This is a genomic window from Lujinxingia vulgaris (assembly GCF_007997015.1).
GTDB lineage: Bacteria > Myxococcota_A > Bradymonadia > Bradymonadales > Bradymonadaceae > Lujinxingia > Lujinxingia vulgaris.
Genome location: NZ_VOSM01000002.1, coordinates 362,129 through 384,133, shown reverse-complemented (window position 1 = coordinate 384,133; position 22,005 = coordinate 362,129). Strand labels below are relative to the sequence as shown.

Below are 22,005 nucleotides of genomic sequence, written 5' to 3'. Positions count from 1 at the left end.
AGCGTCACCCTCACGTCAGAAGACGCAAAATTGGCCTGCCTGGCTTGACACCCGGGTGGTCAGGACTTACCCCTTCGGCGTCTATTTTTGGCCCGCCCCACCCTTAACTTGCTGCTGTATCAGGAGCTCTTTTATGACGAAGCCCGTCCGCGTTGCTGTCACCGGTGCTGCCGGTTCGATCGACTACTCTCTGCTTTTCCGCATCGCTTCCGGCGACCTGCTGGGCAAGGACACCCCGGTGATCCTTCAACTCATCGAGATCACCCCGGCGATGCAGGCCCTGGAAGGGGTCGCTATGGAGATCAACGACTGCGCCTTCCCGCTGCTGCAGGACATGATCCTCACCGACGATCTCAACAAGGGCTTCGACGGCGCCAACCTCGCGCTTCTCGTGGGCGGGATGCCGCGTAAGCAGGGCATGGAGCGCGCCGACCTGATCCGCGCCAACGGCCCGATCTTCACCGGCCAGGGCAAGGCCATCAACGACAACGCCGCCGACGATGTGCGCGTGGCCGTGGTCGCCAACCCCTGCAATACCAACGCTCTGATCGCCATGCACAGCGCCCCCGACGTTCCCAACGAGCGCTTCACCGCCATGACTCGCCTCGACGAGAACCGCGCCAAGAGCCAGCTGGCTACCAAGGCCGGTGTGGCTGTGGCCGACGTCAAGAAGATGGGCATCTGGGGTAACCACTCCAACACGATGTACCCGGACTTCTTCAACGCCACCATCGGTGGCAAGCCCACCACCGAGGTCATCAGTGATCACGAGTGGCTCAAGGGCGAGTTCATCTCGACGGTGCAGCAGCGCGGCGCGGCGATCATTAAGGCGCGTGGCTCCTCCTCGGCGGCCAGCGCCGCCAACGCGCTGATCGACCACGTGCGCGACTGGTTCACCGTCACCCCCGAAGACGACTTCCACGCCATGGCCGTGCCCTCCGACGGCTCCTACGGAGTGCAGGAAGGGCTGATCTACTCCTTCCCGGTGCGCTGCGACGGCAAGGGTGGCTACGAGATCGTGCAGGGCATCGAGCTCAACGACTTCTCCAAAGAGAAGCTCAAGGTCACCGAAGCGCAGCTCATCGAAGAGCGCGAAGTGGTCGCCGACCTGCTCAAGTAATGGGTTCGGCAGTACGCCGATGAGGGCTCGCCACAACGTGTGAAGCTCCCCTCATCGTGCCCCCCCCTGCACCTCGACGTGCAGGGGGTGTTTTTTTTCCGGCACATCGGCGGCCGGGTCGAAAACGTTGGCCGCGACGGCGCTCGGGATTACCTTTTCTGAAGTTTCTCTCGACCGACCATCACATCCCGGGGGGATGATCTCAGGCGCCGGAGTGCGCGTGCGTGCGCCCCCTTATTGCACCATCGGAGCTTGCCATGCACACCTCCCAGGCCGCCGCCCACGCCGCATCCACCCAAGATAGCGCCCGCAGCGCCGGCTGGGAGCTGCGCTTTGCGGCCATCACCGACATCGGTCTGCGCCGCACCGTCAATCAGGATGTCTACCTGCTCTATCCCTCGCACCGCCTCTACGCGGTGGCCGACGGCATGGGCGGTCACGAGGGCGGCGAGCTCGCTGCAACCCTCGCCATTGAGACTCTGGCGGCCTACTTCAACGAGGTGGGCGATATGATCGAGAGCACCCCGCAGGACCGACGCTCGTTGCAGCACAACCTCGTCGCCGGCATCAAATTCGCCAATGCCGCCGTCTACCAGGAGGCCGCTGAACGCGGTGCCCACCGTGGCATGGGCACCACGCTGGTCGCGCTGACCTTCGATGAGACCCGCGCCTACTGGGCCCATGTTGGCGACAGCCGTCTCTACCGCCTGCGCCAGGGCCGGCTGGAGCGCCTGACTCGCGATCATTCTCTGCTCGAAGAGACATTGGAGCGCCATAACATCACCTCGTCGGACGCCGCCGAGTTCATCGCCAACTTCCCCTACAAACACGTGCTCACGCGCGCGGTGGGAAGCCAGTACTGCGTCGATGTCAGCGTGGCGTTCTCCCCGCTTGAGCCCGGCGACATCTTCCTGGCCACCACCGACGGGGTTCACAACGCGCTGAGCGACGATGAGCTGGCTTCGGTCTTGCGCGGCCACGCCGATGACTTAAGCGCGGCCTGTCAGGCCATCGCCCAGCTCACCTTAAGCCGCGGTGCCCCCGACAACCTCACCGCCCTGCTCGTCGAGACCCACACCCCGGGGCGTTGACCCGCCTGCGCTTTGCTCCTACCATCCGCGACCTTGACCGGCGGCGCAAAGCGCCGCCCCTCGGCCGATGATGGAGCGCGCATGCAACACTTTCTGACCACCGCCGACTGGAGCCGTCCTCGACTGCAGTCGATCCTCGACGACGCCCGCAACCTCAAGGCGGAGCCCTACCAGGCGCGTCTGCGCAACAAGACGATCGCCCTGATCTTCTTTAACCCCTCGTTGCGCACCCGCTCCTCCTTCGACATCGGCGCCCACCAGATGGGCGCCCACGCCGTGGTACTGGAGCCCGGCAAGGGCTCCTGGCCGATGGAGTTTGAGCTGGGCTCGGTCATGGACCAGACCGCCGAAGAGCACGTGCGCGAAGCCGCCCGCGTTCTCTCGCGCTACTGCGATCTGATCGCGGTGCGCGCCTTCCCGCAATTTGAAGACTGGCAGGTCGACCGCCAGGATCGCGTCATCAACGCGTTTGCCGAACACGCCACCGTGCCCGTCATCAACATGGAGACCATCACCCACCCCTGCCAGGAGCTCGCGCTGATGCTCACGCTGCAGGAGCGCCTGGGCATGGTCGACGGCATGAAGTTCGTGCTCACCTGGACCTACCACCCCAAGCCGCTGAACACCGCGGTGGCCAACTCCGCGCTGCTCATCGCCTCGAAGTTCGGCATGGACGTGACGCTGCTCTGCCCCAATGAGGATTATATCCTTGATGAGCGCTACATGGGGCTTGCGCGCCAGTACACCTCCGAGCAGGGCCGAAACCTCACGGTGACCCATAACATCGAAGAGGCCTACTCCGGCGCCCACGTGGTCTACGCCAAGTCCTGGGGCGCGCTCCCCTACTTCGGCCGCTGGGACGAAGAGAAGCCGGTGCGCGACGCCCACAAACACTTCATCGTCGACGCCGAGAAGATGGCGCACACCGACAATGGCCTCTTCAGCCACTGCCTGCCCTGTCGCCGCAACGTCAAAGTCACCGACGAGGTCATCGATGGCCCCAACTCCCTGGTCATCGATGAGGCCGAAAACCGCCTGCACGTCCAGAAAGCCCTGATGAGCACCTTGATCAACGGCTGAGCTCGCCCACACACCCCCGCAACACCGCGCCCTCCCCTGCCCGCGCGCCTTCCCCCCCACGGAGCCCAAGATGTCCAGCAACACTGTCGTACTCGCCTTCTCCGGAGGCCTCGATACCAGCTTCTGCGTCCCCTATCTTAAAGAAAAAGGCCTCGATGTGGTCACCCTCTTTGTCGACACCGGCGGTGTCGATGATGAGGAGCGCGCCTACATCGAAGCGCGCGCCATCGAGCTGGGCGCGGTCGCGCACCACACCGTCGACGGCGGCGACGACATCTGGGAAGAGGTCGTGGTGCCCCTTGTGCAGGGCGGTGAGATCTACCAGCAGCAGTACCCGCTGCTCTGCTCCGACCGCTACATCATCGTGCGCAAGTCGCTGCAGCTCTGCCGCGAGCTCGGCACCAAAAAGTTCGCCCACGGCTGCACCGGCATGGGCAACGACCAGGTGCGCTTCGACCTGACCGTCAAGACGCTCGGCGACTTTGAGATCCTCGCGCCCATCCGCGACATCCAGCAGGAGCACGGCAACGTGCGCGAGTACGAAAAGGCCTTCCTCGAAGAGCGCGGCTTCTCCACCCGGGCCAAGGCCTCGCGCTACACCATCAACGAGAACCTCCTCGGCGTGACCACCTCGGGCTCGGAGGTCGACGAGTGGGAAGCCCCCGGCGATGAGACCTACCAGCTCACCGCGCACCCCTCAGAGTGGCCCCGCGAGGCGCTGCGCGCCTCGATCACCTTTGAGGAAGGCGTCGCCGTCGCCCTCGACGGCGAGCCCATCGCCGGCCCCGAACTCATCTCGGTGCTCAACAAGCGCTTTGGCGCTTACGGCGTCGGCCGCGGCTACTACACCGGCGATACCACCGTGGGCCTCAAAGGGCGCATCGTCTTTGAAGCCCCGGGCCTGACCTGCCTGCTCGCTGCCCACCGCGCGCTGGAAGAGGCCGTCTCCACCGGCTACCAGAACCAGTTCAAGCCGGTCGTCGCCCAGAAATGGGTGGAGCTCGTCTACAAAGGCTTCTTCTACGAGCCGCTGAAGTTCGACCTTGAAGCCTACATCGAGAGCTCGCAGGTCTTCGTCAACGGCACCGTCACCCTGGAGACCTGGGGCGGCAAGGTGAGCGCGGTGAAGATCGACTCTCCGCACATCCTGCGTCGCGCTGGCGCCGTCTACGCCCAGTCCGCCGACTGGAACGTGACCGAAGCCGAAGGCTTCATCAAACTTCTCGGCCAGAGCTCGACCCTGCACGCGCTGGTCAACAGCGACGAGGAGTAAGCCGTGGCCGACGACCTCCTCAAACGCACCCTGGAGCATCTTCGCGCGCTGGTGGGCTTTAAGACCCCCAACCCTCCGCGCGAAATGCGCGCCGGCGAGGGTATCTTCGCCTACATTCGCGCCGAGCTTGAGAAGGCTCCGGGCGACTTCGCGGTTGAGGAGGTCGATTTGGGCGAGGGCTGCGTCTGGCTTTATGCCAGACGCGGCCAGCCCGAACTTCTTTTTAATGTGCACCTGGATACCGTCCCGGCCGCCCCCGACTACAGCGCCGATCCCTGGACGTTGCGTATCGAAGATGGGCGCGCCATCGGGCTGGGTGCCTGCGACATCAAAGGTGCGGCGGCCGCGCTCCTCGCCGCGGCCCAGTTAAGCGAAGGCCCCTGCGCGCTGCTCTTCACCAGCGATGAAGAAGCCGGGCAGTCGCGTTGCGTTGGCGAGTTCTGCGCGCGCACGACGCACGACTACAGCGCGGTGCTCGTCGCCGAACCCACCGGCGCGCGCGCCGTACTCGCCCATCGCGGCATCCGCACCTTCAGCGGCACATTTCATGGCCGCGCCGGCCACTCCTCGGGCCCGCGCGCGCTCGAAGAGAGCGCGTTGCATAACGCCGCGCGCTGGATCAGCGGGGCGGTCGAACATGCGCGGCAGGCACGCGACGGCGACACCCCATATTCAGCCAACTCGGAGGTGGGGGGCTGGGAGATCATCGAACATCTGCGAGGCCATTGCTTCAACGTCGGCGTTGTCGAAGGCGGCAAAAAGCCCAACATCGTCGCCCCCTCGGCTTTTCTTCGCTGGGGCATCCGCCCCCGCCCCGGCGACGATCCCGACGCGGTGGCCGTCGGCTTCTTTGAGCTCGCCGGCGATGACGCTGTCACTTGGGAGATGGGTTTTGTCGGCCCCTCGCTGCCGGCCGACTTCGGCCCCCGCGGACTGGACCTTTTGCAACGCGCCTCCGCGCTCTGCGAACGCGTGGAACTTCCTCAGGGTGCGGCCGTCGACTTCTGGACCGAAGCCGCGCTCTTCTCCCAGGCGGGCTGGCCTGCCATCGTCTTTGGCCCCGGCGACATCGCCCAGGCCCACACCGCCGATGAGTTCGTCGCGCTGGACGATCTGGAGCGCGTTGCGCACCACTACGTGCGGCTGATGGCTTCGGCGAGTGCCTGAGCCCTCGGGCCAAACATTCCTTTGGGCCGTGAGAGGCGGATCGTCATCCAGCCGAAACCTCCGAGTTCGATCGCTCACCACGCAGAGAAGTTGCCTCCGCCCCCCCGGAGCGCTAACGTGGCCTCGTGCCAGTGGATTGTCCCTTCTTTGCGAGCCCGACTGTGACCCCGATGCCATCTGCAGCTTCGCTTCTACGCCTGTCGACCCTCGCCATCGCCGCCGTGCTCACCGCCAGCTGTTCACTGACGTTAGATCTGAACCAGTGCGTCAGCGACGAGGAGTGCGGCGCGACCGGCCAGTGCCTGGACGGCCTGTGCAAAGAAAATGAGCGCGTCGAGATCACTGACCACATCGTCGAAGACACCGTCTGGACCGCGGACAACACCTATCTGCTCAAAGACCTGGTGATGATTGTCGCCCCGGCGACCCTCACCATTGAGCCGGGCACACGCATCCTCGCCGAGCGCAGAGCCGGGCTGGTCTCACTCAAAGGCGCCAAACTCATCGCCGAGGGTCGACGCGATGCGCCCATCGTCTTCACCAGCGCCAAACCGGTGGGCCAGCGCCTGGCCGGCGACTGGGCGGGCCTCGCCATGGTGGGCCGTGCTCCCACCAACCGCCAGCCCTTCAACCTGCGCATCGATAGTGACCAGGACACCAGCGTCGGCGGCAGCGACGAGGCCTGGGATTGCGGCACCCTTCGCTACGTGCGCGTAGAGTTCGGCGGCGCCGAGCTGTCCAACGGGCAAAAAGCCCTCAAAGGCATCACTCTGGCTGGCTGCGGCAGTGAGACGACCATCGAATACGTGCAAACCCACCTGAGCGATGACGACGGCATCGCCGTCTTCGGCGGCAACGTTGACCTGCGCTACGCCGTGAGCACCCGTGCCCAGGATGATGGCATCGACGTGGACACCGCCTGGCGCGGAACCGCGCAATTTCTGGCAATCCAACAGGACATCAACAGTCGCGAGGGCATCGAGATCGAGAACCTCGCTGAAGATCCCGACGCCTCGCCACAGACCGACGCGCGCATCTACAACTTCACCATCATCGGCTTTGATCGCGGCGGCGATCGCCAGCGCGGCATCTACTACAAGCTCGGCGGCATGGGCACCGTCTCACACGGCATCGTCATCGGTCAGGACGGTGCCGGACTGCATATCGAAGGCCCCGAATCGATCGCCCACGCCAACGAGGGGCGCGTCATCGTCGAGAACACCCTCTTCTTCAACCAGGGTGACTCCGGCGAGAAGTACTTTGAGCAGGATGCCCCCGGCGATGAGTTCCCCTCCGTGGGTGACTACAGCGCCTACCAGGCTGAAGAGACCGGCAACCGCTTCGGACTCGACCCCGGCTTTGCCGACCCTTATAACCTCGGCAACCCCGGCTGGATCCCATCCAGCGAGCACACCACCGACCGCGACCTGGAGCGTCCCCCGGAAGGTTTTGATCCGACCGCTGTTTTCCTCGGCGCCTTCTCGCCAAGCGCCACCCCCTGGACCGAAGGCTGGACCGACTACCCCCTCAACTGAGCACGAGGTTTGAGCAAGGCGGTCCCTCCCTCAGCCCCTGATACGGCGACTTCTGCGGGGTCGTCCCGCCCCCCGCGTTCCACGCATCCCTCCCCTCCCCCGGACGTCCTGTCCACCACCACGCAGGCCCCTCATCATGCCCTGGCTCTACCTTCTTGCGGCGGGTCTTCTCGAGATCGCCTGGGCCGCCGGATTGAAAGTCTCCGAAGGCTTTAGTCGCCCGCTGCCCTCCTTTCTCACCGTGCTCGCCATGATCGGCAGCTTCGGTCTGCTCGCCATGGCGCTCCGCTCGCTTCCCCTGGGCACCGCCTACGCGGTGTGGGTGGGCATCGGCGCGGCCGGCACAGCCATCGTCGGCACGCTCGTCTTCAACGAGCCGATGGGGGCAAGCCGCCTCTTCTTCATCGCGCTGCTGGTGGCCGGTGTGCTCGGCCTGAAGTTGACGCACACGGCGTAAGCCAGCCCAGCCGTCCTGTTAGCAGCGCATGGCGCTTTTGCGCACTCTGACCGCGGCCACCGATCCGCGCACCATGCGCCAGAACCATCCCTCCTCTGCGATGCTCGCCACGGTTGCATCCCCTGCCTTCGAGCACTACCCTCGCGCCGCCAGCGCCCCTCCCTCCGCACCACGAGGCCTCCCATGCCGGAAACCCGCAACACGATCGTCCGCCTTCTCCAGAACATCGGCAGCCGCAAAGAGGTCGAGCAGTACCTCAAGCAGTTCGCCAGCGTGGAGTCCAAGCAGTTCGCCGTCATCAAAGTCGGCGGCGGGGTGCTGCGTCACGACCTTGAGGCGCTGGCAAGCTCATTGAGCTTTCTGCATCAGGTGGGGCTCTTCCCCATTGTCGTGCTCGGCGGCGGCCCGCAGCTCAACGAGGCCCTCGACGAAGCCGGCATCGAGACCCCGCGCATCGACGGCATGCGCGTCACCTCCCCAGACGCGCTGGAGGTCGCCCGCAAAGTCTTCCGCGACGTCAACCTCCAGCTGGTTGACGCGCTCGAAGCGCTGGGCACCCACGCCCGCCCCATCACCAGCGGCGTTTTTGAGGCCGAACTCCTCGACCACGAGCGTTTTGGCCTCGTCGGAGAAGTGCGCGGTATTCACACCGAGGCCATCGTCTCGGCCATCCGCAGCGGGTGTCTGCCTATCCTCTCCAGCCTCGGTGAGACGCCCTCGGGGCAAATCGTCAACATCAACGCCGACGTCGCCGCCCGCGAGCTCGCCCTGCGCGTGGAGCCCTTCAAGATCGTCTTCCTCACCCCCACCGGCGGACTGCTCGATCAGTACGATCGCATCATCCCCTCGGTGAACCTCACCGAAGACTTCGACAGCCTGATGCAGCAGGACTGGATTCACTCCGGGATGCGCCTCAAGCTCCAGCAGATCAAAGAGCTCCTCGACCAGCTCCCCCTCTCCTCCTCGGTCTCCATCACCACCCCGGGGCAACTCGCCAAAGAGCTCTTCACCCACCGCGGCTCCGGCACGCTTGTGCGCCGCGGCGAAGCGGTGCATTGCCACCCCAGCCTCGATGGCCTCGATCAGGGCCGCATCCGCGAACTTCTCGAAGCCTGCTTCCAACGCCAGCTCGCTGAGGACTACTTCGCGCTCAAACCTTTTCACCGCATCTACCTGACCGACTCCTACCGGGCCACGGCCATCCTCACCCTGGAGGAGGGCCTCCCCTACCTGGACAAATTCGGCGTGACCCGCAAAGCCCAGGGCGAAGGCCTGGGGCAGTCGCTGTGGGCGCGCATGAAGCGCGAAAACAGCAAACTCTTCTGGCGCGCGCGCACCGAAAACCCCATCAACAAATGGTACTTTCAGGAGTCCGAAGGCACCTACCGTGAAGGCCCCTGGACGGTCTTCTGGTACGGCATGGAGAGTTTTGAAGAGATGAAGCGCTGCGTGGAGATCGCGCTGGCCATGCCCGCGACTTTCTTTGAACACGCCGTCGCCGACAACTAACACGCCCCTCGCACGCCCCCACCTTTTGCGGGGACTCTGGCCCGACCTGCCCCCTCGCCACACCGTGAGCCCCTTATGCAGAAAAAACGCGTCGGACTGATCGGCGCCCGTGGACATACCGGCGCCCAACTCATCCCCATGCTGGCTCGCCACCCGGGCATTGAGCTGGCCTGCGTCAGCTCGCGCGAGCTCGACGGCGAAGCGGTGGTCGACCACATCCCCGACGCCCCCGCCGGGCTCAACTTCCAGGCGCTCACGCCCGAAGACGTCGCCGCGCTCAAGCTGGACGCCGTCATCCTCGCGCTCCCCAACGGCGTCGCGTCGCGCTTTGTTGAGGCCATCGACCGCGCCGGCGAAGATCCGATCATCATCGACTTGAGCGCCGACCGACGCTTCGACGCCGACTGGACTTACGGGCTCCCCGAGCGCAACCGTGACCTCATCACAGGCGCTCGCTGCATCGCCAACCCCGGCTGCTACGCCACCGGGATGCAGCTCGCGCTCTTGCCCTTCGTCGATCTTCTGGCCAGCGCACCGCGCATCTTCGGCGTCTCCGGCTACAGCGGCGCTGGCACCACGCCATCGCCTAAAAACGACCCGGAGGTGCTGCGCGACAACATCCTCCCTTATGCGCTCACCGGACATATCCATGAGCGCGAGGTCAGCCACCAGCTTGAACATCCGGTGGTCTTCATGCCGCATGTCGCTCCCTTCTTCCGGGGCATCACGCTGACGATAACCTGCGAACTTACGCGCGCGCTCAGCCCCACCGAAGCTCTGGAGCGGGCCCGGGCGAGCTTTGGAAACGAAGCGCTGATCACCCTCAGCCAGGACATCCCGCTGGTCCGCGACGCCGCCTACACCCATCGCGTGAACATCGGCGGATTCGCCACCACCGACGAGGGGCGGCTGACCCTGGTCGCCACCCTCGACAACCTGCTCAAAGGCGCCGCCACCCAGGCGATGCAAAACCTCAACCTCGCTATGGGTTTCAACGAGCTTGAAGGAATCTCCCTATGACTACGCCTCTCTGGGATAAAGGCCAGACCGACATCGACCGCGAGCTGATGGCGTTCACCGCCGGCGAAGACGTGATCCTGGACCGTCAGCTCTTTGGCTACGACATCCAGGCCAGCATCGCGCACGTGCGAGGGCTCGGGCGCATCGATCTTCTCAGCGCCGAGGAGGCCGACGCGCTCACCCGGGCGCTGCAAGACCTGGCGGTCGCGTTTAAAGAGGGCGACTTCCAGCTCGACGAGCGCTTTGAAGATGGTCACTCCGCCATCGAGTTCTACCTCACCGAGAAGCTCGGAGAGCTCGGCAAAAAGGTGCATAGCGGCCGCAGTCGCAATGACCAGGTGTTGGTCGCACAGCGCCTCTTTTTGCGCGACGCGCTGGGGCGCGTCGCCGAGAAGAGCCGCGCGATCGCCGGCGTGGCCCTGGAGCGCGCCGACCAGATGCGCCACGCGCCGATGCCCGGCTACACCCACCTCCAGCGCGCGGTGCCCTCCTCGGTGGGCATGTGGTTCGCCGGCTTTGCCGAAGCCTTCATCGACAACGCCGAGCTCGCCCGCGCCACCGCCCACTGGCTCAATGCCAACCCTCTGGGCACCGCCGCGGGCTACGGCGTCAACCTCCCCCTGGACCGCCAGGGCGTCGGCGAGGAGCTGGGCTTTGCGCGTATGCAGATCAACCCGATTTACACCCAGAACAGCCGCGGAAAGTTCGAGCTGCAAGCGCTGATGGCGCTCCTGCAAGCTCTGCTCGACCTTCGCCGCCTGGCCTGGGACCTGAGCCTTTTTACGACCGAAGAGTTTGCCTTTGTCGATCTGCCCGACGCCTACACCACGGGCTCCTCGATCATGCCCAACAAGCGCAACCCCGATGTGGTCGAGCTGCTTCGAGCCTCCACAAGCCCGGCCATCGGCGCGATCAACGAGCTGCTCTCGCTGCTCTCGCTCCCCAGCGGCTACCACCGCGATCTTCAGAACACCAAAGGCCCGGTGCTGCGCACGCTCTCCCGCGGCATCACCGCGCTGGGCCTGACCGCCCCGCTCCTTCAAGCGCTGAGCTTCGATGAGCAACGCCTCAAAGACGCCATCACCGGCCCGATGTTCGCCACCGACCGCGCCGTCGAACTCACCACTACCGGCGTACCCTTCCGCGATGCCTACCGTCAGGTGGGTGCAGAGCTCGACCAACTCAATACGCGCACGCCGGCGCAGAGCCTGCAGAGCCGCACCTCCCCCGGCGGCTGCGCTGACCTGCGCCTCGACGAGCTTCAACGCCGACTCGAAAAGCTCGCGTAAGCCACACTCGCGACCGCATCGACCCGTACCGGTCTCATCCCTCCCGCCCCACTCACCAACATATCATCGACGCAGCGAGGCGATGCATTCACACATGCATCGCCTCGCCACATCCCGGACGAAGGTGATTCATCACACCGCCCGGCGCTGCTCAGCGTCCACTCAGGCCTGCGCCCCCGGCGACGCAGCAGCACGACCCGCACGAACCCACCGCTCCGCCGCTTCCTCCTCGCCAACATCAAAGTAGCGCACCTCGGTGTGCATCAGCGGGGCGCTCAGCTGGCCAATCCAGGCGTCTTCGCGCGCATCCCCCACCACGCCAAAACGCATCACCGAGGCCAGCTCGCGTTGCGACAACCCCAGCTCCTCCCACACACTCGACGCATCCAGCCCTTCGGTGGACTCCACCACCACCATCATATTGAGCTGACCGTGCTCGCCGAAGTAGCGCTTGAGCCTCGGAATAACCCGGTCGTAATCCTCCCCCTGAACTCGCCCATCCACCCGCAAGATCACGAAGTTCCCACCCTTCGGATTGTCCAATTCGAACATAGTTCCCCCAGGTTCTGGTGTTCTCGGATCCATCAAGGGCCACCCACGACGATCGTCATGTTGGCCCACCCCGGCTTCCGGCTCGCTGCCGCGACATCTCGAACGCCTCAGCGCGGCCGTGTCGCCCATCTCCGGCGATAACAAGGCCCGGCACCCTTTGCAGCCACACCGACCTTCGCCTCCTTTAAAAATCTACGCGCCGCCTCTCCCATTGCGAGCCACAACCTCGCTATGCCCCGCCATGCCTGCCCCACACGACGGTGCTCCTGCCCCCTTGCGCAAAATCCTGCCCGAAGTCTCTCCGGGCATATCTACCCCCAACGGCACACACGATGCGTCTTCACATGCGTTGCATACAGGTCGTTGAGACTAGAAAAACCCGCGAAACTGCACGTAGTAAAAGCCGCCGTAAGCCCCGAACTCACTCCCGATCGCGGGTTGCGGCAGCAGACTCACCCGCTCTCCGATCCCCTCAAACGCTCCGAAACTCACATCCGCGTTATCCGAGAGCGCATAAAAGAGCGAGGGCCCCACCAGCACACTGCCATCAAGCAGGTTGACCTGCGCACTCACATTGGCCTGCAGCCGGCCCTCGCCCTGATACCCCAGCACCGCGCCGACATAATGTTGCCCCAGGTAGTAAGACTCCCCCCGGGCGAGCGCCTCCTGCACCGAAGGCTCCAGGTAGCGCTCCTCGTCTTGGACGCCGGTGCCGTTGTAGTGATACTCCGCACTGACCACCCAGCTGCGCCGCAGCACATCCGCTCCGGCTGTCACCCGGGGTCGAAACCCCGTGCGCGCATCGCGCTCCAGCGGCACATAGGCCTGCACGCGCGCCTTCCACGCCGAAAGATCGTAGCTGGCCCCGAGCAACAACGCCGCCCGATTCCAGAAGCGCCCGCCCCCCACCGACACATCCGCGTCTCCGATGGTGCGCGAGGCGCGCAACCCGAAAGACGCATCCTCCCAGCCCCCCCGGTCCGAGACCACCATATCGAGCTCCACCCCGGCGCCCGGATACACCAGCACGCGCGCCGCATCGACGCCGGGCTTCTCGGTCTGGTCGAGCTCCAGCGGACTGAACTGCGCCCAGACATCGGCCACCGGAAAGAGCATCGAGCGCCCCCAGGTGATGGCCTGGCGCCCCACCACAACCTCTCCCCAGGGCGCAAAATAACGCAGCACCAGCCGGTCGACGTCATGGGTCAGCGCCACCCCGGGCTCATCGATGAGGTTCCACTCCCAGTCCACGCTGCGCGCCGGGGTGACGCTGCTGCCCAGACCGTAACTTCCGCCCTCCTCAAGCAGGGCTCCCGAGACCACGCGCGAGAGCAGACGTTGATCAAACTCCACCATCAACGCCCCCCCGAGGCTGGCTCGCCATTGCAGTCGGAGCGCCTGACCGTGCAAACCACCGTAGGTCGCATCCCCCTCAATCCCCGGTCGCACCACCCCGCCGGCACTCTGCACATAGCCACCAAGGCTCAGCCCGTAGCCCTCCCCCTCAAGCAGCTCCCACGCATCGGCAGCCCGCCCGGGAAGCAGCATCGCGAGCGCGCATACCACCGCCAGCCCCATCGCACCTGCGCGCCTGCCAGACACCTCCCCCAACCTCCGCCGCAATCTCTCTGCCGCATCCATGCACCGCCTCCTTGTGCCCGGCCTCACTCACCCATCACCCGACGCGCGCCAGGCACACGATCTCAGAGCGCCCCTGCGACGCCGCTCGCCACCACCTCAATCCCGCTCATCAGCCACCACCCGGCCACTGTCCAGGCGAATCACACGCCGCGCGCGCTCAATGACCATCTCGTCGTGCGTGGAGAACACAAAGGTCACCCCCCGCTCCTGATTGAGCTCCAGCATCAAGTCGAGCAGAGACGCGCTGGTGGCGCTGTCGAGGTTCGCCGTCGGCTCATCGGCCAGCACAATCCGGGGGCGACTTCCCAGCGCACGCACTACCGCGACGCGTTGTTGCTGCCCGCCGCTCATCTCGTGCGGTTTGCGATCTTTATAATCCGCAAGCCCCACCCGCTCAAAAAGCGGGTCCAGGATGGCGTGGCGCTCCTCCTTGCTCACCCCCTGCATCAGAAGCACAAACTCGGCGTTCTCCCAGGCGGTGAGCACCGGAATGAGGTTGTAGGCCTGAAACACAAAGCCGATATGCCCCAGCCGGTACTCCGCAGCCTCGGTCCGGCTCATCCCGCTGACGCGATCGCCTTCAATACGAACCTCCCCCGAGCTCGGATCATCGAGGCAGCCGATCATATTGAGCAGCGTTGTCTTCCCCGATCCCGAAGGACCGGCCAGGGCCGTAAACTCCCCGCGCTCCACCTCAAGGTTGATCCCCCGCAGGGCTCGAACCTCAACCTCGCCCTGATGGTAAACCCGCTCCAGGTCTCGAACCTCAATCAGAGGCTTATCTTCGCCGCGTGACTCACTCATTCGTAAAACCTCATCGCCTGCGACGGCGCCAGGCGCATCGCCCGCACCGCCGGATACACCGCGCTGATCATCACCACGGCCAGAACCATCACCGAAGCCACCAGCCAACGCATCGGCTCCAGGTGACTGCGCACCACCAGATCGTTCATCCCGATGCCGGCCATCTCCATATCTCCGGCCCCCATCGCCGCCATGTCGATGCCGACATGCGCGATGACCAGATGCCCGACCAACCCCATCACAAACCCCACAACCATCCCCACCAGCGCCATGTACAGCGCCTCCCAGATCACCAGCCGTCCCACCTGCCCCGGCCCCACTCCCAGCGCGCTGAGCAGGCCGTACTCCCGAACGCGCTCCATCACCGCCATCAAAAAGGTGTTGGCGATGGCAAAGAGCACGATCAAAAAGATCACCGCAAAGTAGATCTGGTTGACCGCCTCATCGAACTCCAACAAACCGCTCATCTCCGGGACGGCCTCCTGCCAGCTGAGCACCTCCAGTTCCCCGGCCCCCTCCACCTCGTTTAACGCCGCGATCACCTCATCCTGAGCCTCAACGCCCCTCACCAGCACACCCACCTGGGTGAGCGCCTCCCCCATCCCCACCGCCTCCTGCGCCGTTTTCAGAGGAGTGTACGCCTGCAGGTCCGCCTCCGCGGCCATCCCGCTCTTGAGCAGCCCGCTCACATAAAAGAGCGCGCGCGTCACCTCCCCATCGACCCGCGAGGCGGTCAGCACCACCTTATCGCCCACCGACACGCTCAGGCGCTGCGCCAGCCCCTCACTGATCACCACCGGCGCATCGTACTGCTCCGAGAAAAACGCCCCCTCCACAAGATCGTCATCGAGGTCCGCCAGCGCCTCCTCCCGCTCCAGCACCACCCCGATCAACCTCACCGCTTCATTGCCGCGCGCGCTCGAGAGCAGACCGTTGATGATCACCCGCGGCATCACCTCCACCACCTCGGGCAACTCCCCGGCGCGCTCCATCACGGGCGCAGGCTCCCCCACCACCACGTCGCTCCCCTGGCTCTCCCACCACCCGGCTCCGTGCACCAGCACGCTGCCCCCGGTGGCCTCCTGAGCCTTGGCCTCCATCTTCGCGTAGCTATCCGCGCTCACCCCCATCGATATCAACATCAGCCCGTACGAGAACGCGATCGCCGAGGCGATGATCGCCGTCCTCGTGCGGTTTCTCCACAGGTTACGCCAGGCGATCTTCCACATCGTTAGCTCCTCCCTGAGATCGCCCGGGCGATCTCCACCCGCGCACTCTGTGTGGCCGGCCACAGGCCGCACAGCACACTGACCACGATCATCACCACCGCCGGCTCCACCACCGTACGCAGGCCCACCGCGGTGTAGATGCGCTCGCTGAATGAGACGCCCATGTAACTAAAGGAGGACTGCGGCGAAAACATCGCCAGATCCAACCCCGCGCTCGCGTGATACAGACTCAAACTCGCCCCGAGCACCACCCCCAGCAACGCCCCCATCACCCCCAGCACCACCGTCTCCAGCACCACAATCCAGAAGAGCCGGCGCGGGCTCACCCCGATGGCCATCAACACCCCGAACTCCCTCCGCCGCTCCAGGGCGCTCATCCGCTGGGTGTTCATGATCCCCAGGCTCGCCACCAGGTAGATGATCAGATACATCACCGCGTTGCTGCTCCCGGTCAGCTCCACCATCTCGGCGATGCTCGGCAAAACCTCCTGCCAGGGCCGCACCGCCATCTCCTGCTCGCTAACAAGCTCTTCGATCACCGGCGAGAGCCGCTGCGCGAGCGCGGGCGCCTGAGAGAGGTCTGCTGCTCCGATCACAACTTCGTGCACCTGCCCCTCCAGCGCTCCCAGATAACGGGCCCGCTCCAGATGCACATACGCCGCCTGGCGATCGATGGTCGAAGTCCCCGTTCGCACCACCCCCACGACCTCAAACACATCGTTTCCCAGAGAGCCGTCGGCCGCCTCCAAAAAGACCACCAGCTCATCACCCACCTCCGCCTCAAGCTGGCGCGCCAGACGATCCCCGAGCACCACCTCCCCCGGCCCATCGTTAACCTCCTGCACGGCCAGCCATCGCCCCTGGACCACCGCCTCCTCCACCGGCGTCGCTCGCGCCTCCCGCGGCGGATCCACCCCGATGACCTGCGCCACCTGCGAGCGCTGCTCATCGCCCAGCAGTCCGAAGAGGCGCACCCGCGCGCTCACCGCTTCGACGCCCGCCTCCCCCTCCAGGCGCTCAAGCGTCTCCGGCGTCACATCAAACGAGCGGTAAATCGCCGGCTCCTCCACATAATCCGCCCGCTCAATCTGAACCTGCAACGAGTCCAGCGCGGTGCTCCCGCGCACCATCGCCCCCATCCACCCGTCGAGAAAACTCACCGTCCAGATCATCATCGCCACCGCCAGCGCCACCCCTCCCGAGGTCAGCAGGCTGCGCCAGCGGTTGCGCAATAAATTTCGAAACGCCAGGCGTAGGATCATCGCGTCCTCGCCACACGCCGAAGACCCTGGCGCGTAAAGGTCGACGCATCCACAGGCACATCAAAGGCCATCTCCAGGTACTCCATCCGCGTGTACTCCCCGCTCTCGGCCGGCCGCATGGTCACAATCGACGGTAACCTCCGCCCGCCCAGCTCCCGCACCCCGGAAAACACCATCGTCCGCTCCACCTTGCCCCCCGAAAAGAAACGCGCGCGACGCGGCAGCCCGTCTCCTGCGCCGACCTCGTAGAGCACCTTCTCCCAGACCACCGGTGCCCCCTCCCGAGGGCGAAGTTCCACCTGCACCACCCGCTCACCATCCAGGTCAATCCAGCGCAGCTCCGCGTGGTAGTCGTCCTCCAGGCTCGTCTCGCGCATCAGATCGTCGTTGGAGAAATGACTCCCCATCCACGCCTCACTCAACATCCCGGTCGGAACGCGAATCAGGCGATCGGCCCGAGGCGCGTAGTTCCAAAGCCCCTCGTCCGAACGCAGCGTCGCCGTCCCCGCCTCCCGCGCCGGCGCCCGGATCACCATCAGCGCCTCATCTCGCCCCCGACTCCACTGCTCAAGCTCCAGCTCCCGGGTCCCCCGCTCATTGACCACCGTCATCTTCAATCGCCCCCTTGAGCTCGACGCCATATAGAGCCGATCCAGGCGCTCCAACACCTCGCTCAGCTCCGGCAACGCCTGCGCCTCTGCCGGCTGCGTAACGCCCTCGCTGCTCCCTGGCTCCGGTGACTGCGCGTCACTCGCCAGGGGCATTAGCCCCACAGCAAGCCCCAGCACCACCGCGATCATCCAACCTGCTCGCGCCTTACTCATCGTCACGTCTCCTCGTCTACAGCTTCCCACGTCCCCGCTTCGCCGGGACTCCAGAGGCGCCGATACCCATCCAACGCCCGCGCCAGAAAAAGCTCCACATCGCGCTCATTCATCGTGTCGATATGCCGCAGCATCCACCGATCCGAGGCCTCCCCCATCGCCATCGTCATCGTCACAAGCCAGGCCATCGGCACATCGTCTCGCACAAGCCCCAGCTCCTGTCCTCGCCACAACACCCGCTCGGTATGCCGCTCTCCCCACGCATGAACCTTCTCCGCGGCCTTCTCGGAGATCCCCCCGGGCAGACCCGACTTCAGCGAACGCACAAGACGCACATACCAGGTGTCCCGCCGCAGCATCTCCATCCCCAGCCGCCCCATCCGCTCGATCTCCGGCCAGAAGGTCTCCGCCGTCAGCGCGTCCACATCAAACCCGCCCACCCGCGTTAAAAAACGCTCGCTGGCCTGCATGAACACCGTCGCAAAGAGGTCTGCCTTATCCTCGAAGTAATAGTAGAGCGACCCCTTGCTGATCTTCGCCCGCCGAATGATCTGATTGACCGAGGCCGCCTCATAGCCGCGCTCGGCAAACTCCTCGCCGGCCGCCTCCAGGATCTCCTCCTGGCGCTCCCCATCCAGATTTTCAAATCGCGTCCTGACCACCGTCGCCTCGTTTGCCGCGTATGAGGGACCTGCTCAACAGGTCCCTCGCTTCGTGTCGTAAATGGTTCAAAGATTCAGACCACCCGTTCAGACCACATGGTTAGACCAGCCGGTCTACACATAGTAAGTCGAGATAAAAATCAGTCAACATCCCCGCTTCCATCTTTGCCCCGACCGCCGGAAAGCGCCCCAGCGCGGGCGTAATCCCCCCCTGGAAGTCGTGAACATCACGGCAACCTCGACGCCCTCGCGCGCTCACCACCTCCCTGATTCACACCCCTTCCCCCCTTCTCCCTCACTCCACCTCGAACACCATCCCCGCCCCCCGCAGACGTTCGATCAACGCATCCCCCATCGCCGCCGCGGTCGTCAGCACGCCTCCCTTCACGGCCCCCTCCTCCGCGGCCTCCACGCCCTCGGAAAGAAGCATCGCCGACTCACTCAGCATCAACGCCGTGGCCCCGTAGCCCGGATCCTTATCGGCCTCCACCCGCACCACCACCGGCGCATCCCCCGCCTTCCTCGACGCTTCATCCTTCCAACCATAGACCTTCACACAGAAACTCCCTCCCTCCATCGTCTTCTCCGAGGGCCCCTCCCCGGCCGCCGGCAGCACAAAGCGCTTGAGCAACGCCCGCGTCGGACCAAAGGCAAGCCCCGCCACAAACCCTCCCAGCCCCAGCGCCATCGACCACGCCCCCACCGCCCCGCCCACTCCACGTCCCAGCCTCACGACCTCCCCGTAACGAAAGCCCCGGCCGTACTCAAAGCCCCGTAGCGCGTTGCTGCGCCGGACCACCTTCTCGTTGACCCTCGCCATCATAAAGGGCCCCGTCCACGCCCCGATCGCCTTATCAAAACGCGCGCCATCCTGCGGCCCTGAGTCCTGCCCCGGCGCCTCCCCCGCAGGGTAGAGCGCATAGGGGTCGGCCAGACGCTCGCGCACCTTCGCGTCGCGCGCAGCCCGCTCCACCGTCTCCGCCGCGCTCGCCACGGTGCCTCCCGAAAACCCTCCCCGGGCATCCCACAGATAAAACCTCGCCACTTCTGCCGGCCCTCCCCACCGCTTCTGGGCTTCCTTCTGCAAGAGCAACACCCCCAGATCGCTGGGAATCGAGTCAAACCCGCAGCTATGCACCACCCGCACCCCCGCGCTCCGGGCGGCCTCCTCATAGCCCTCGATCATCTCCGCCACCCAGTCCATCTCACCGGTCAAATCGCAATAGTCCGCCCCCTCCTCCACACACGCCCGCACCACCGCCTCCCCGTAGAGCGCGTAAGGTCCCACCGTCGTGCACACCACACGCGTGCGCGCGGCCATCGCCCTCAAACTCCCCTCATCCCCGACATCGGCCACCACAACCTTCGGCTCGCCAGCGCCCGGGGCAAGCGCGCCGAGCTCATCGACCAGCGCGCTCAACTTCGCCTCATTGCGCCCGGCCACCGCCCAGCTTCGTTCGCCGGCGTTTTGCGCCAGATAACGCGCCACAAGCCTCCCGGTAAACCCGGTCGCCCCGAACACCACCACATCAAACTCTCGCCCCATCTCATCCTCCTCATCATCGCGATCAACGACCATCATCACCCAACCTGCCTCACCCCGCCCCGCCTCACAACCCACCTTGATAACGCATCAACGGCACCCACCTTTTCATCGTTCTTAATCACAATCAGGGTGGAATCTCCCTGCGGCCCATTCTCCGGTACGCGGCGAAATTTATGAGCTTTGAGCTGAGCTTCGTCTTCTTATTAACACTGGTCGCGCTGGTGCTCTTCGTCACCGAGCGCATGCGCGTGGACCTTGTCGCCCTGCTCACCATGGCCGCGCTGCTGCCCACCGGCATCCTCACTCCGGCCGAAGGCTTAAGCGGCTTCAGCAACGAAGCCACCGTCACCATCGCCGCGATGTTCGTACTCAGCCGGGCCCTCCACCGCACAGGCTCCCTCAAACATATCGCCATCCACCTGGGACGCCTCTACGCCTACGATCCACGCCTGGCCAGCGCCGCCATGATGCTCGGCGTGGCCGCCATGTCCGCATTTATCAACAACGTCGCCGTCGTCGCCATCATGCTCCCGGTGCTCCTCGGCGTCGCACGCGCCAACGGCATCAACCCCTCCAAAATCATGATGCCCCTCTCCTTCGCCGCCATCTTCGGAGGAACCTGCACACTCGTCGGCACCTCGACCAACATCCTCATCAGTGGGCTACTCACCGACCTCGATCAACCCGCCATCGGCATGTTCGAGATGACCCTGGTCGGGGTGATCTTCCTTGTCGCCGGCACCGGCTACATGCTCACCGTCGGCGGTGCCATCCTCCCCGACCGCGACAACCCCGACTACCGCCGCGACGACTCCGAGACCCAACCCTACCTCACCGAACTTCTCTTTAGTGCCGACTACCCCGACATCGGCAAAACGCCGCGCATCATCTTAGGCGGCACCGAAGCCACCCTTCTGGCCATGCTGCGCGACGATCAACCCGTCGACGATCCCGAAACCCAGGCGCTCAAACCCGGCGACGTGCTGCGCATCTCCGCGCCCGCCACCGTCATGCGCGATCTTCTCGACACCGTCGGCGTAACCTCGCTGGCCGATCCCCAACCCGAACCCGACGACCACCCACCCATGGAGCTCATCGAGGTCGTCATCGCCCCCGACGCCGCCGTCGTCGGCCGAAGCCTCGGCGAGTCGGGCTTCGCCAGGTATCACCCCGCGCGGGTGCTTGCTCTGCGTCGCTCCGCAGACACCGTCGTCGACCAGCTCCTCGACGTCCCGATCCAGGGCGGCGACGTGCTGCTCATTCAGGCCATGCCCGGACAAATCCCCATCCTCCAGGACAGCCCCGACTTCATCGTCGTCTCAGAGATCGGCCTCTGGGAGTTCAAACACGCCTACACCCTCCCGGTGATCGCCGCGCTGGTGGCCGTCATTCTCCTGGCCGCCTTCGGTGTCGCCCCCATCGTAACCCTGGCCAGCGCCGCGGCGGTGCTCGTGGTGCTCATCGGCGTCATCTCCATCGAGGAGGCCTACGAGGCCATCGACTGGCAGGTCATCTTCCTCCTCGGCGGCCTCATCCCCCTGGGCATCGCCCTCGAAAAAACCGGCGGCGTGACCATGCTCGCCAACGCCACCCTGGCCCTGGTCGGCGACCTCGGCCCCCGCGTCATCCTCACCACCTTCTTTCTGATCACGATGGCAATGACAGCCATCATCTCCAACCAGGCCACCGCCGTCCTCATCACCCCGGTCGCCGTCAGCGCCGCCATCACCCTGGGCGTCGATCCGCGCCCCTTCGTCTTTGCGATCGTCTTCGGCGCCTCGGCCAGCTTCGCCTCCCCGGTCGGCTACCACACCAACGTCATGGTCTACAGCGCCGGCGGCTACCGCTACATGGACTTCGTGCGCGTCGGCGTCCCCCTCTCACTGATCTTCCTGGTCATCGCCGCATTCGTCATCCCCTGGTTCTGGCCGCTCTGATTCCCCC

The 22,005-nt window shown here is 65.2% G+C and carries 19 protein-coding genes; 11 read left to right on the top strand and 8 right to left on the bottom strand.

Annotated features, from left to right (window positions below; all coding sequences use genetic code 11):
• Positions 1 to 133 precede the first annotated feature (133 nt).
• The 10 genes from FRC98_RS05185 (at position 134) to argH (ending at position 11,541) form a co-directional block, all read left to right on the top strand.
• Entirely contained in the window at positions 134 to 1,120 is a 987-nt protein-coding gene (locus FRC98_RS05185; protein WP_146980232.1) for a malate dehydrogenase, read from the top strand.
• 257 nt (positions 1,121 to 1,377) lie between these two features.
• Positions 1,378 to 2,211 carry a PP2C family protein-serine/threonine phosphatase gene (locus FRC98_RS05180; RefSeq protein WP_146980231.1) on the top strand — a complete coding sequence of 278 codons (834 nt, stop codon included), beginning with the start codon at positions 1,378 to 1,380 and terminating at the stop codon, positions 2,209 to 2,211.
• An 81-nt stretch (positions 2,212 to 2,292) separates the two neighbouring features.
• Positions 2,293 to 3,291: an N-acetylornithine carbamoyltransferase gene (locus tag FRC98_RS05175; RefSeq protein ID WP_146980230.1), complete on the top strand. Its 999-nt coding sequence runs from the start codon at positions 2,293 to 2,295 to the stop codon at positions 3,289 to 3,291.
• Between the two features lie 70 nt (positions 3,292 to 3,361).
• Positions 3,362 to 4,564, top strand: coding sequence for an argininosuccinate synthase (locus FRC98_RS05170; RefSeq protein WP_146980229.1), 1,203 nt, complete (start codon positions 3,362 to 3,364; stop codon positions 4,562 to 4,564).
• Between the two features lie 3 nt (positions 4,565 to 4,567).
• Positions 4,568 to 5,731, top strand: coding sequence for an acetylornithine deacetylase (locus FRC98_RS05165; protein ID WP_146980228.1), 1,164 nt, complete (start codon positions 4,568 to 4,570; stop codon positions 5,729 to 5,731).
• Between the two features lie 170 nt (positions 5,732 to 5,901).
• The gene (locus FRC98_RS05160) at positions 5,902 to 7,266 is read left to right on the top strand and encodes a beta-helix domain-containing protein (RefSeq protein WP_146980227.1); all 1,365 of its coding nucleotides are present in this window, start codon (positions 5,902 to 5,904) and stop codon (positions 7,264 to 7,266) included.
• A gap of 136 nt (positions 7,267 to 7,402) precedes the next feature.
• Complete coding sequence (locus FRC98_RS05155; protein ID WP_146980226.1) at positions 7,403 to 7,723, top strand: DMT family transporter; 321 nt, start codon at positions 7,403 to 7,405, stop codon at positions 7,721 to 7,723.
• Between the two features lie 183 nt (positions 7,724 to 7,906).
• A complete protein-coding gene (locus FRC98_RS05150) occupies positions 7,907 to 9,232 on the top strand; it encodes an acetylglutamate kinase (protein ID WP_146980225.1) in 1,326 nt (441 codons plus the stop codon).
• A gap of 75 nt (positions 9,233 to 9,307) precedes the next feature.
• A complete protein-coding gene (gene argC / locus FRC98_RS05145) occupies positions 9,308 to 10,252 on the top strand; it encodes an N-acetyl-gamma-glutamyl-phosphate reductase (RefSeq protein ID WP_146980224.1) in 945 nt (314 codons plus the stop codon).
• Entirely contained in the window at positions 10,249 to 11,541 is a 1,293-nt protein-coding gene (argH, locus tag FRC98_RS05140) for an argininosuccinate lyase (RefSeq protein WP_146980223.1), read from the top strand. The genes argC and argH overlap by 4 nt, the downstream gene beginning before the upstream one ends.
• A 162-nt stretch (positions 11,542 to 11,703) precedes the next feature.
• Here argH and FRC98_RS05135 read toward each other — a convergent pair whose 3' ends face one another.
• From FRC98_RS05135 to FRC98_RS05100, 8 genes are all read right to left on the bottom strand, one after another.
• Positions 11,704 to 12,093, bottom strand: a complete 390-nt coding sequence (locus FRC98_RS05135; protein WP_230467288.1) for a SpoIIAA family protein — start codon at positions 12,091 to 12,093, stop codon at positions 11,704 to 11,706.
• A 369-nt stretch (positions 12,094 to 12,462) separates the two neighbouring features.
• On the bottom strand, positions 12,463 to 13,734 hold the full coding sequence (locus FRC98_RS05130) for a hypothetical protein (RefSeq protein WP_146980221.1): 1,272 nt from the start codon (positions 13,732 to 13,734) through the stop codon (positions 12,463 to 12,465).
• Positions 13,735 to 13,830: 96 nt separating this feature from the next.
• Positions 13,831 to 14,538 carry an ABC transporter ATP-binding protein gene (locus FRC98_RS05125; protein ID WP_146980220.1) on the bottom strand — a complete coding sequence of 236 codons (708 nt, stop codon included), beginning with the start codon at positions 14,536 to 14,538 and terminating at the stop codon, positions 13,831 to 13,833.
• Positions 14,535 to 15,767 (bottom strand): ABC transporter permease, encoded by a 1,233-nt coding sequence (locus FRC98_RS05120; RefSeq protein ID WP_146980219.1) that lies wholly within the window; start codon positions 15,765 to 15,767, stop codon positions 14,535 to 14,537. Before FRC98_RS05120 ends, FRC98_RS05125 begins: the two co-directional genes overlap by 4 nt.
• A 2-nt stretch (positions 15,768 to 15,769) precedes the next feature.
• A complete protein-coding gene (locus tag FRC98_RS05115; protein ID WP_146980218.1) occupies positions 15,770 to 17,029 on the bottom strand; it encodes an ABC transporter permease in 1,260 nt (419 codons plus the stop codon).
• Positions 17,026 to 17,853 carry an outer membrane lipoprotein-sorting protein gene (locus FRC98_RS05110; protein ID WP_146980217.1) on the bottom strand — a complete coding sequence of 276 codons (828 nt, stop codon included), beginning with the start codon at positions 17,851 to 17,853 and terminating at the stop codon, positions 17,026 to 17,028. Before FRC98_RS05110 ends, FRC98_RS05115 begins: the two co-directional genes overlap by 4 nt.
• A gap of 2 nt (positions 17,854 to 17,855) precedes the next feature.
• Positions 17,856 to 18,515 (bottom strand): TetR/AcrR family transcriptional regulator, encoded by a 660-nt coding sequence (locus FRC98_RS05105; protein ID WP_146980216.1) that lies wholly within the window; start codon positions 18,513 to 18,515, stop codon positions 17,856 to 17,858.
• Between the two features lie 295 nt (positions 18,516 to 18,810).
• Positions 18,811 to 20,097: a saccharopine dehydrogenase family protein gene (locus FRC98_RS05100; protein ID WP_230467287.1), complete on the bottom strand. Its 1,287-nt coding sequence runs from the start codon at positions 20,095 to 20,097 to the stop codon at positions 18,811 to 18,813.
• 137 nt (positions 20,098 to 20,234) lie between these two features.
• Here FRC98_RS05100 and FRC98_RS05095 point away from each other — a divergent pair, with 137 nt between their 5' ends.
• On the top strand, positions 20,235 to 21,998 hold the full coding sequence (locus tag FRC98_RS05095; protein WP_146980215.1) for an SLC13 family permease: 1,764 nt from the start codon (positions 20,235 to 20,237) through the stop codon (positions 21,996 to 21,998).
• Positions 21,999 to 22,005 lie beyond the last annotated feature (7 nt).

Excerpts from the sequence above, each read along its gene's own strand:
- FRC98_RS05170 (WP_146980229.1), top strand. The coding sequence starts at position 3,362 with ATGTCCAGCAACACTGTCGTACTCGCCTTCTCCGGAGGCCTCGATACC.
- FRC98_RS05135 (WP_230467288.1), bottom strand. The coding sequence starts at position 12,093 with ATGTTCGAATTGGACAATCCGAAGGGTGGGAACTTCGTGATCTTGCGG.
- FRC98_RS05115 (WP_146980218.1), bottom strand. The coding sequence starts at position 17,029 with ATGATCCTACGCCTGGCGTTTCGAAATTTATTGCGCAACCGCTGGCGC.
- FRC98_RS05150 (WP_146980225.1), top strand. The coding sequence starts at position 7,907 with ATGCCGGAAACCCGCAACACGATCGTCCGCCTTCTCCAGAACATCGGC.
- FRC98_RS05130 (WP_146980221.1), bottom strand. The coding sequence starts at position 13,734 with ATGGATGCGGCAGAGAGATTGCGGCGGAGGTTGGGGGAGGTGTCTGGC.
- FRC98_RS05155 (WP_146980226.1), top strand. The coding sequence starts at position 7,403 with ATGCCCTGGCTCTACCTTCTTGCGGCGGGTCTTCTCGAGATCGCCTGG.
- FRC98_RS05100 (WP_230467287.1), bottom strand. The coding sequence starts at position 20,097 with ATGATGGTCGTTGATCGCGATGATGAGGAGGATGAGATGGGGCGAGAG.
- FRC98_RS05185 (WP_146980232.1), top strand. The coding sequence starts at position 134 with ATGACGAAGCCCGTCCGCGTTGCTGTCACCGGTGCTGCCGGTTCGATC.
- argC (WP_146980224.1), top strand. The coding sequence starts at position 9,308 with ATGCAGAAAAAACGCGTCGGACTGATCGGCGCCCGTGGACATACCGGC.
- FRC98_RS05110 (WP_146980217.1), bottom strand. The coding sequence starts at position 17,853 with ATGAGTAAGGCGCGAGCAGGTTGGATGATCGCGGTGGTGCTGGGGCTT.
- FRC98_RS05175 (WP_146980230.1), top strand. The coding sequence starts at position 2,293 with ATGCAACACTTTCTGACCACCGCCGACTGGAGCCGTCCTCGACTGCAG.
- FRC98_RS05125 (WP_146980220.1), bottom strand. The coding sequence starts at position 14,538 with ATGAGTGAGTCACGCGGCGAAGATAAGCCTCTGATTGAGGTTCGAGAC.
- FRC98_RS05160 (WP_146980227.1), top strand. The coding sequence starts at position 5,902 with ATGCCATCTGCAGCTTCGCTTCTACGCCTGTCGACCCTCGCCATCGCC.
- FRC98_RS05120 (WP_146980219.1), bottom strand. The coding sequence starts at position 15,767 with ATGTGGAAGATCGCCTGGCGTAACCTGTGGAGAAACCGCACGAGGACG.
- FRC98_RS05180 (WP_146980231.1), top strand. The coding sequence starts at position 1,378 with ATGCACACCTCCCAGGCCGCCGCCCACGCCGCATCCACCCAAGATAGC.
- FRC98_RS05095 (WP_146980215.1), top strand. The coding sequence starts at position 20,235 with ATGAGCTTTGAGCTGAGCTTCGTCTTCTTATTAACACTGGTCGCGCTG.
- argH (WP_146980223.1), top strand. The coding sequence starts at position 10,249 with ATGACTACGCCTCTCTGGGATAAAGGCCAGACCGACATCGACCGCGAG.